This is a genomic window from Streptomyces sp. SID13726 (genome assembly GCF_010548375.1).
Classification (GTDB): domain Bacteria; phylum Actinomycetota; class Actinomycetes; order Streptomycetales; family Streptomycetaceae; genus Streptomyces.
Window position 1 is genome coordinate 1 of record NZ_JAAGLY010000705.1, and the last position, 404, is coordinate 404.

At 72.8% G+C, this 404-nt stretch carries 1 protein-coding gene; it reads right to left on the reverse strand.

Going from position 1 to position 404, the window contains the following annotated elements:
* Positions 1–404, reverse strand: a 404-nt coding sequence (locus G3I78_RS49870) for a hypothetical protein (RefSeq protein WP_203616604.1), incomplete at both ends; no start/stop codon positions are given.

Consider the following 404-nt stretch of genomic DNA (forward strand, 5'->3'; position numbering starts at 1 on the left):
CCCGTGCCCGGCCAGTACGCGGCGTGGACGAAGTTGGCGTACCCCTCGACGAAGGTGACGGCCGAGCCGACGGCCACGTTCGTGGCCGGGCTGAGCCCGTCGAGGGTCAGGTGGTCGTAGCCCGTGACCCGGCCGGGGTCGTTCGGCAGGGCGTCGTACGGCTTCTTCCAGACGGCCGGCTTGCGCTCCTGCCAGTCGCGGTAGCTGCGGTCCTCGTGGCCGATGACCCGGCCCCGGTCGTCGATGCCTGCCGCGGCCGTCCAGACCGTCCGGTCGTCCTCGGTCCACACCTGGAGGCTGTACGGCGGGTACCCGCCCCCGGCGGGCCAGACGACCGGGAAGCCCTTCCCCCTGAGCTGGTCGTCCTCCTCGTAGGACGTGTGCGCCGTGCCGACGATGTCCCC